Genomic DNA, 7,876 nt, shown 5'->3' on the forward strand with positions numbered 1-7,876 from the left:
AATCAGATCGAGCAGTACGTCAACGCGTTCGCGCAGTCCTCCGGATTAAAGTTGTCGCCCGCGGCCCTCGATCTGATTATTTCACGTCACGGCGGAGACCTGGCGGCCGTCGCCAACACGCTTGGTAAAGTGACGATATTCGCCGAGCCCGGCAAACTGGTGCAGCCGGGCGATTTGGATGAAGGCGCGCGCCGGATGCCGGAAGCATTCGAGCTGGCGGAGAGCGTCGCGCGCGGACGGGCGTCGGCGGCGCTGGCGCAGTTGGGTCGCGCACTCGCGCTCGGCCGCGAAGTCTTCGAGATTCTTGCGGTCGAGATTATCCCGATGATGCGCCGGATGATGATCGCGGCCTCGATGATGGCGGCGCGAAGAAGTCAGGGCGAGGTCGCCGCTGCGCTCGGGCTGCCGCCGCAAAGCGGGCTGGCGACGCGCGCAATCGAGGGAGCGCGGCGCTTCGGGCTGGCGCGCCTCGAACGCACCTATTGGCGCGCGTGCGCGATGGACGCGGGATTCAAGGACGGCACGATCAAAGCGCGCGAAGAAGCACTCGCGGGATTGCTCCTCGAGTTGATGACCGCGCCCGACTAGGATCCGCTCGCTCGAGCGGACGCTTTACGCTTTCTTGCTGAACTTGCGATGCAGGCTGGCGGACAGCCGCGCAACTTTGCGCCGCACCGTATTGCGATGCATCGTGCCGCTGCTGATCGCCTTGTACAGCACCTTGGTCGCCTGCTTGAGCGCTTCCTGCGCCTTCGCTTCGTCAGTGCTGGTGGCGATAGTTTCCGCAGCGGTCTTGGCCAACGTGCGGGCACGTGTGCGGACGACGCGGTTGCGCTCGGCGCGCTTGAGACTTTGCCGATGACGTTTCTCGGCCGACGGATGAACGGGAATATGAGGCATAACCAGTCATTTCTAACAGCGCGCGCAGGCGGGGGCAATACACCGGTCCCCTTTAGGAAGTGCCCTAACTCGGTTTCCAGTCGTTTTTCAATTCATCTGGAATGATATCGGGGAACTCTTCGTATAGACGATTCGACATCTTGACCGTTTCGCCCATGCATTTGCCGATAAATTCAAGATAGCGCTTGAACTCTTCGTCCGACAGATCGCCACAGGAGACGTGGTTTCTCATGTAGTCAGCGATATGGGCAAGACTCTCCCGCGTGCTCCACAAAAAAGTATCGAGTCTCAGCGCGAAGTCTCTCTTCATAGATGCTCCTTAGCCATCGGATTCCTTTGCCTCATTCCACAGAGCGTCGATTTCTGAAGGCGTCATCGCTTTGAGATCGAGGCCGCGCGATGATGCGATTCTTGCAACTTCGTCGAAGCGGGCGACGAACTTGTCGCAGGCGGCGCGGAGCGTCTGCTCGGCATCTTTGCCAATGAAGCGGGGAGCGTTGGCGATCGCGAGCATCAGGTCGCCTAACTCTTCGGCGGCATGTACGGTGTCGTTGCGATCGAGCGCTTGCTCGACTTCGTCGATTTCTTCGCGCGCCTTCGCCAGCACCTCGCGGATGTTTGCCCAATCCATGCCCGCGCGACGTGCCTTCTCACCGAGTTTCTCCGCGCGCATCATCGAGGGCAACCCGCGGCCGACGTGCACGAGACTCTTCGCGCCGTCCGGATTCTTGCTCGCGCGCTCATCCACCTTGATCCGTTCCCAGTTCTCGAGGACCTGCTCCGAAGAATCGGTGCGCGTGTCGCCGTAAACGTGCGGATGCCGCCGGATGAGTTTGTCCGCCGCGTTTTGCATCACGGTCGCGATATTGAGCCGCGAATCCTCGGCGAGAATCACCCCGGTAAACAGGCATTGCACGATCACGTCGCCCAGTTCCTCCGCGATGTCGGGCGGGTTACCGTGCGCGATCGCGTCGGCGACTTCATACGCCTCTTCGATCAGGTGGCGCGGAGTGTCGGCGAGTTTCTGTTCTCGATCCCACGGGCATCGCTCTCGCAGTTCGCTGACCACTGCGAGCAGTTTCGCGAATGCCGGCGCAGCATTGGTGTCATCGCTCATGACGGCGATCCTAGTTAGAATCTTGCCGGGACCCAACAAGGAGCGCTTGTGAAAATTATCGACATCGGGGTGCCGCTCGACGCGGCCCCGTATCCGCCGTGGAACTATCGCTTCAAACGCGTCAGCCACGAGGAGGGCGCGCGAGCGATGCTGCGCCTGTTCAAGGGATCGGACGTCGGCGACTATCCGGAATCGATGGCGCTCGGATGGGAAACGATCACGTTGACGGGGCACGCGGGCAATCACATTGATGCGCCATGGCACTTCGGTCCGCTGTGCGAGGGCAAGCCAGCGCGCACGATCGACCAGATTCCGCTGGAATGGTGCTACGGCGACGGCGTCCGCCTGGATTTTCGGTATCGCGAGGGCGAAGACATCAGCGTCGAGGACATCAAGGATGAGCTCTCGCGCATCGGCTACGCGCTCAAGCCGCTCGATATCGTGCTGCTGTGGACCGGCAGCGACCAGTATCTAGACAACGTCAAAGACTACGTACGCCGACAGGCAGGACTGTCGGTCGCGGGCCAGAATTTTATTCTCGACCAGGGTGTGAAGCTGATCGGCATCGACGCGATCGCGATGGACGTGTCGTTTGCGACGATGGCTCGCGGGCTGCGTGAAGGTCAGCCTGACGCGCTGTTCCCCGCGCATTTCGTCGGCCGCGAGCGCGAGCACCTGCACATGGAGAAGCTCGCCAACCTCGGCGCAATCCGGCGCCCGTTCGGATTTAAGGTGAGCGCACTGCCGATCAAAATCACCGGCGGCAGCGCCGGCTGGGTGCGCCCAGTCGCTATTGTCGAGGAGTAGGGTTACGGCTTGACGATTGGGTCGAGAACCTTCTCGGTGAGGAAGTTCGACAAGTCAGTCAGGCCTTCGGCGGTTATTTCGTGGCCGCAATCGTACTCGCGATACGTTAGCGGCACCTTCAATGTGCGCAGCGACTCCACCGACGCTCTCGCGCGCGTGATCTCGATCATCTCGTCGGCGCGGCCATGCTGCACGAGCGTCGGCAGCGCTTCGAGCGCGTCGGGATCGTTGACCTCATCTTTCAAATCCGGCGGAAAGAACGTCGAGAGCGCGACCAGCGCCGCGAACTTCGATGGATTCCTAATCGCGAGCCGATACGCCATCATGCCGCCCTGGCTGAAGCCGAGCACCACCAACTTTTTTCGATCGACCGGATATTTTTTCAGTGCCTCGTTGAGAAACTCGGTCACCATCTTGTTGGCGTCGTCGATTGCGCCGCGATCGGGCGACGCGCCCATCCGAATCGGAAACCATGCGTAGCCGCGCGTCGGGCCGATCGGCACTTCCATCGGACCCTGCGGACAAATCACCATGAAGCGGCCGTCTGCGATGTACGGGGCGAGTCCCAGCAGGTCGAGCGCGCTGGCGCCGAACCCGTGCATCGCGATCAGCGTCGGATGAGGTCCTTCACCGGCGGGCTCGTAGACAGTATGGATCAGTCGCATCGATGCGTTCTCCTTCGCGGCAATGCCGAATAATAGACTGCCCGTGAGCGCCCTCGCCAGCCGCAGACCTGCAAACGCCGAAACCGCAGCCTGTTCATCGCGGCGCAAATAACCGCTATTTTAGCGGCGCGCGATGGGGGCAATAGCAGGATGATCGAGAGTCTGAAGGTTGCGGAGGACCAGCCTCAAGGGTGGGGAGCCTGGGCGCGAATTGCGCCGTGGGGCGTCGCCGCACTGGCGGTAGCCGCAATCGCAGCGGCATCGTCCCCCGAAGCGGCCACCGGCAAATTGCCGGGATTCATCGCCGCCGCGATTCTCATCGCGCTGGTCGGCTACGCCTTCATCGACTACCTTCGCCCACTGCGCGAGGATCCCGACTCCGGCCTCGTCCCCGTGCTGCTGGTTCTCGCCGCCCTGTCCGTCTTGAAGCTCGTGGTGATGCCGTACTTTCCCGGCTTTGGCCCCGACGTTGGCGACTACCAGGCGTGGGCGAGCCAGATCGCGACGTTCGGTCCCGCGCATACCTATCAGCAGGGATTCTTCCTCGACTATCCCCCCGGCTATCTGTACGGGCTGTGGGTCGTTGGGATCATCGCGCACAGCATCGGCGCGACCGGAGACTTTTACCGCGTCATAATCCAAAGTCCCGCGATCGTCGCCGACTTCGCGCTCGCGATTCTGATGTACGCGTTCATATGGCGCGGCGGCCGGCCCGAGATGGCGTTCATCGCGATGATGATGATCGCGCTGAATCCACCACTGCTGTTCGACACTGTCGTTTGGGGCCAGAGCGATTCGGTGATGACCTTCGTCACTCTGCTCAGCATCCTGGCGATTCTCGGAGAGCAGTACGAAATCGCATGGGGCCTCGCCGCAATCGCGGTGCTGGTGAAGCCGCAGGGACTGATGATGCTCCCGGTGCTCGGCGTGTGGACGATGCTCGAGACCGACTTCGCGACCTGGATCAGGTCGGGCATCGCGCTGATCGCCGTCGCGATCATCGGCATCGCGCCGTTCCAAATCGGCCACGAGTGGAACTGGATTATAAAGCTCTACACTTCGACCGCGGCCTACTATCACGAGACCTCGGTCAACGCATTCAACCTGATGGCGCTGCTCGGTGGACTCCGGCAGGCCGACTCGAACACCCTTGCGGGAGTATCGTACTTCGCGCTCGGCATGAGCCTGTTGGTCCCGTTGTACGCATTCGTCGCGTGGATCTTGTGGCGCGGCCGCACGCCCACCCGACTGCTGTTCGCGTCGTTCATCGCGGTTTTCGGATTCTTCATGGTCGCGCCCCGGATGCACGAGCGCTACATGTACCCTGCCATCGCGCTGGCGGTGCCGTTGGCTCTGGAAGCACCCGAGATGCTCGCGGTGTTTGTGATCCTCACGATCACCTGCTTCATCAACCTCGCCTACATTCTGCACACGCTCAACACCGTCGTCTTCCTCGACGCGCGCGACGGGCTCGCGATGGCGACCTCGGCGCTTAACGTGGTCGCGCTCGGACTGTCCGTCTATTGGGGTTCGACGCAGATGCAGGACGCGAGCAGTGAGACCGACGCGGTCGGTGAGTTCTTCAAGAAATTCGCGATGCCCCGGCAGATCGAAGACTACGTCGAAGAGCCGGCATCCGCCCCGCCTTGGATCGCCATCGACACGATCGTCATCTCGATTCTGCTGATCGCCGCGGCAATCACGCGCTTCTGGCACCTGGGGCATCCCGCCGAGATCGTTTTCGACGAAGTCCATTTCGTCGCGCAGGGCCGTCACTATCTGCATGGCGAGTCGTTCCTCGATCCTCATCCTCCGCTGGCCAAGCTCGTAATCTCACTCGGCATCTGGATTTTCGGCGATCACCCGTTCGGCTGGCGAGTCGGTAATGCGACGATTGGCACTGCGCTGGTCGGAATCACGTATCTGCTCGGGCGCCGGCTAACGGGCTCGCGGCTGGTTGGCGCGCTCGCGGGCGCGATCATACTTTGCGACGGACTGTACCTGGTCGATTCGCACTACGCGGTAATCGACATCGTCTATCTCACCTGCGGGGCAGTCGCGTACTTGCTCTTTTTTAAATTCGCTGAGACGCCCGATGCAAAAGCGCGCCGACGCATCCTGCCGTGGATTGGTCTGGCGCTGGGTTTGTGCCTGGCCAGCAAACTCTACATCCCGGCGATCACTTTTCTGCTGGTGATGGGCTTCATCGTTTACGTGATCGCAAGAGATCTTCCCGAGGCTGCGGCCAATCCTGCACCGAACCCCGCCCCAGTCGATTTTAAGGTGCTGGCGGGTCGCACAAAAGTGAAGAAGGGCAAGACGACTGCGCAGGTCGCGGCGGAAATCGATCTTTACGATCGAACTTCGGCGATCTTTGTCGCCGCGATCTGTCTAATCGTCGCCGGGGCACTGGTACTGAGCGGCGCGCCCGCCGGATACGTCGTGTTGGTCGTCATCGCGATCCTGGCGCTCCGCTATGCCGAGATTTTCGTGCGCAGCCGACTGATGTTCCCGACGACGTCATTGCAAACTCGTCTGGCGTTCATCCGCGAGCCGATGAGCCTTGGCGCGGTCCTGCTCGTAGGTTCTGTCGCCACCATCACCTACCTGGCGGTGTTCCTGCCGCATTACTGGCTCGGATGGTGGGGCGGTATTGAGGATCTGTTCAAGTACTACAAAGACGTCGTCTGGTACGAGCAGAGCGTCTCGTCCGCCACGCATCCGTACTCCTCCCGATGGTGGAGCTGGCCGCTGATGCTCCGTCCGATCGCCTACTGGCAGAACTTTCCCAAGACCGGAGACGTGCAGACTGTCTGGGGCGGCGGCAATCCGCTGCTGTGGTGGGGCGCGCTGACCGCGATCACGATCACCGCCGTACGCGCGATCGAGCGCCCGAGCCTGACGCGATCGTTTCTCGTCATCGGCTACCTCAGCTACCTGCTGATTTGGGCGTGGATCGGCCGCACGCTGTTCCTCTACCACTACATGGCGTCGGTTTATTTCGGATACCTGGCGCTCGCGATTTTGCTCGCCGACTGCTTCAAGGAACGCGCGGAGCCGTGGGAGCATCTGGCGCTGTTGCTGACGATGACGCCGGTATTTTTCCTGGGCCTGCCCCCGACGCCGGCGTGGCTCGTGTTCATCGCGGTGATCGCAGGGTACGTCTTGATGCTGCTGAGCACTCCGCACGCGGGCCGATACGTCGCGAGCGCGTTCGCGCTCACCGCGCTGATTCTGTTCGTATACTACTTCCCGATTTGGGTCGGCATGCCGATTAGCCGCGAGGGCTACTATGCGCGGATGTGGCTGTCATCAGGCGGAATACGCAATTGGATCTGATCGCGCTTCGACGCAGGTATCGTGGCCCCGCGCGATTGTTCCACTTCCCTGGAGGGAAGAGGTTACTTCCAGCAATCCGGTCCCCCTTCCCGCTCGGGAAGGGGTTAGGGGTTAGGTTCCTCTGCGCAATTTGTTTCTGCGCGACGCTCACCGCCGTTTCCACTCCGCGCCGCGCCGCAGCCGCTGAACAAAAGAACCTTCTGCTCAACGGCGATTTCAAAAAAGGCTCCGAGGATCAGCCCGACTCGTGGCGCACCGAGGCGTGGATCAACAGCCCCGAGGCCTTCCAGACCCATTGGCATTCGTACACCGACAAGCCCAGCGAGATGGAGGTCGATAACCTCCAGGCCAATGACGGGCGCTGGATGCAACCGCTGACCGTGCCGCCCGGATGGTACCAGCTCAGCGTCGATCTCCGCACCGAAAATGTCGGCGCCAAGGAATCCGGCGCTTCGATCTCGGTCATGGAAGACGGCATCATGTCCGCCGACATCCACGGCACCACCGACTGGCGGCGCGTGACGCTGTATCTCAAGGTTGGAGGACACGGCGCCGACATCGACGTCGCGCTACGAGTGGGAGGATTCGGCAGCCTCAACACCGGCAAGGCATTTTTCAGAAATGCGTCGCTCGTCGCGATTGACGCGCCCCCTCCCAACGCGGCTCCCACTTACGACTTGAATGCGATTCGGCAGCAGGGTGCTCCGGTGCCGATCGGCTCGCCAATCTCGCTGGTGGTCACCTTCCTGGCGCTGGCGGGAATCGCATGGGCCGGTTGGCGCATTTATGGCGACGACGACTTTCGCATCTTCAACTCGATTCGCGCCGCCATGTCGGGGCGCCCGAAGAAGCGATGAAGTGGGGCGTGGCGAACTCCAGCCGCGCGATCTCGCCCGAGGATCGCCGCCGCCAACTCGAAGCCGCAATCTTCCTGATCCCGTTCGTCACCTACGCCTACTTCTACCAGGGCGCCGACCAGAGTATCGCGTTCCGCTTCGACCTGATCCGCTCGATGGTCGAGAAGGGCGTGCTCTGGATCAACGACTTT

9 protein-coding genes are annotated in these 7,876 nt (G+C 61.7%); 5 read left to right on the top strand and 4 right to left on the bottom strand.

Annotated elements, in window-relative coordinates; translation table 11 throughout:
* Positions 1 to 588, top strand: a 588-nt coding sequence (holA, locus tag VIW95_RS03590; RefSeq protein WP_331584044.1) for a DNA polymerase III subunit delta, incomplete at its 5' end; no start/stop codon positions are given.
* 24 nt (positions 589 to 612) lie between these two features.
* Here the strand turns inward: holA and rpsT are convergent.
* The 3 genes from rpsT to mazG form a co-directional block, all read right to left on the bottom strand.
* Complete coding sequence (gene rpsT, locus VIW95_RS03595; RefSeq protein ID WP_331584045.1) at positions 613 to 900, bottom strand: 30S ribosomal protein S20; 288 nt, start codon at positions 898 to 900, stop codon at positions 613 to 615.
* A gap of 64 nt (positions 901 to 964) precedes the next feature.
* On the bottom strand, positions 965 to 1,210 hold the full coding sequence (locus VIW95_RS03600; RefSeq protein ID WP_331584046.1) for a hypothetical protein: 246 nt from the start codon (positions 1,208 to 1,210) through the stop codon (positions 965 to 967).
* A gap of 9 nt (positions 1,211 to 1,219) precedes the next feature.
* Positions 1,220 to 2,017: a nucleoside triphosphate pyrophosphohydrolase gene (gene mazG, locus VIW95_RS03605; protein ID WP_331584047.1), complete on the bottom strand. Its 798-nt coding sequence runs from the start codon at positions 2,015 to 2,017 to the stop codon at positions 1,220 to 1,222.
* 48 nt (positions 2,018 to 2,065) lie between these two features.
* On the opposite strand from mazG, the gene VIW95_RS03610 reads away from it, so the two are divergent.
* The gene (locus VIW95_RS03610) at positions 2,066 to 2,824 is read left to right on the top strand and encodes a cyclase family protein (protein WP_331584048.1); all 759 of its coding nucleotides are present in this window, start codon (positions 2,066 to 2,068) and stop codon (positions 2,822 to 2,824) included.
* A gap of 2 nt (positions 2,825 to 2,826) precedes the next feature.
* Here the strand turns inward: VIW95_RS03610 and VIW95_RS03615 are convergent, their stop codons facing one another.
* Positions 2,827 to 3,489 (bottom strand): alpha/beta hydrolase, encoded by a 663-nt coding sequence (locus VIW95_RS03615; protein ID WP_331584049.1) that lies wholly within the window; start codon positions 3,487 to 3,489, stop codon positions 2,827 to 2,829.
* Positions 3,490 to 3,639: 150 nt separating this feature from the next.
* On the opposite strand from VIW95_RS03615, the gene VIW95_RS03620 reads away from it, so the two are divergent.
* The 3 genes from VIW95_RS03620 to VIW95_RS03630 all read left to right on the top strand — a co-directional run.
* The gene (locus VIW95_RS03620) at positions 3,640 to 6,828 is read left to right on the top strand and encodes a phospholipid carrier-dependent glycosyltransferase (protein WP_331584050.1); all 3,189 of its coding nucleotides are present in this window, start codon (positions 3,640 to 3,642) and stop codon (positions 6,826 to 6,828) included.
* Positions 6,829 to 7,154: 326 nt separating this feature from the next.
* Positions 7,155 to 7,685, top strand: coding sequence for a hypothetical protein (locus tag VIW95_RS03625; protein ID WP_331584051.1), 531 nt, complete (start codon positions 7,155 to 7,157; stop codon positions 7,683 to 7,685).
* On the top strand, positions 7,682 to 7,876 hold a 195-nt coding region (locus VIW95_RS03630; RefSeq protein ID WP_331584052.1), incomplete at its 3' end, for a hypothetical protein. The genes VIW95_RS03625 and VIW95_RS03630, both read left to right, overlap by 4 nt.

Source organism: Binatus sp. (SeqCode) (assembly GCF_036522015.1).
In the GTDB taxonomy this organism is placed as follows: Bacteria; Desulfobacterota; Binatia; order Binatales; family Binataceae; genus Binatus.

What these genes read in the sequence shown, in the direction of transcription:
- rpsT (WP_331584045.1), bottom strand. Translation starts at nt 900, where the DNA reads ATGCCTCATATTCCCGTTCATCCGTCGGCCGAGAAACGTCATCGGCAA.
- VIW95_RS03600 (WP_331584046.1), bottom strand. Translation starts at nt 1,210, where the DNA reads ATGAAGAGAGACTTCGCGCTGAGACTCGATACTTTTTTGTGGAGCACG.
- mazG (WP_331584047.1), bottom strand. Translation starts at nt 2,017, where the DNA reads ATGAGCGATGACACCAATGCTGCGCCGGCATTCGCGAAACTGCTCGCA.
- VIW95_RS03615 (WP_331584049.1), bottom strand. Translation starts at nt 3,489, where the DNA reads ATGCGACTGATCCATACTGTCTACGAGCCCGCCGGTGAAGGACCTCAT.
- VIW95_RS03620 (WP_331584050.1), top strand. Translation starts at nt 3,640, where the DNA reads ATGATCGAGAGTCTGAAGGTTGCGGAGGACCAGCCTCAAGGGTGGGGA.
- VIW95_RS03625 (WP_331584051.1), top strand. Translation starts at nt 7,155, where the DNA reads ATGGAGGTCGATAACCTCCAGGCCAATGACGGGCGCTGGATGCAACCG.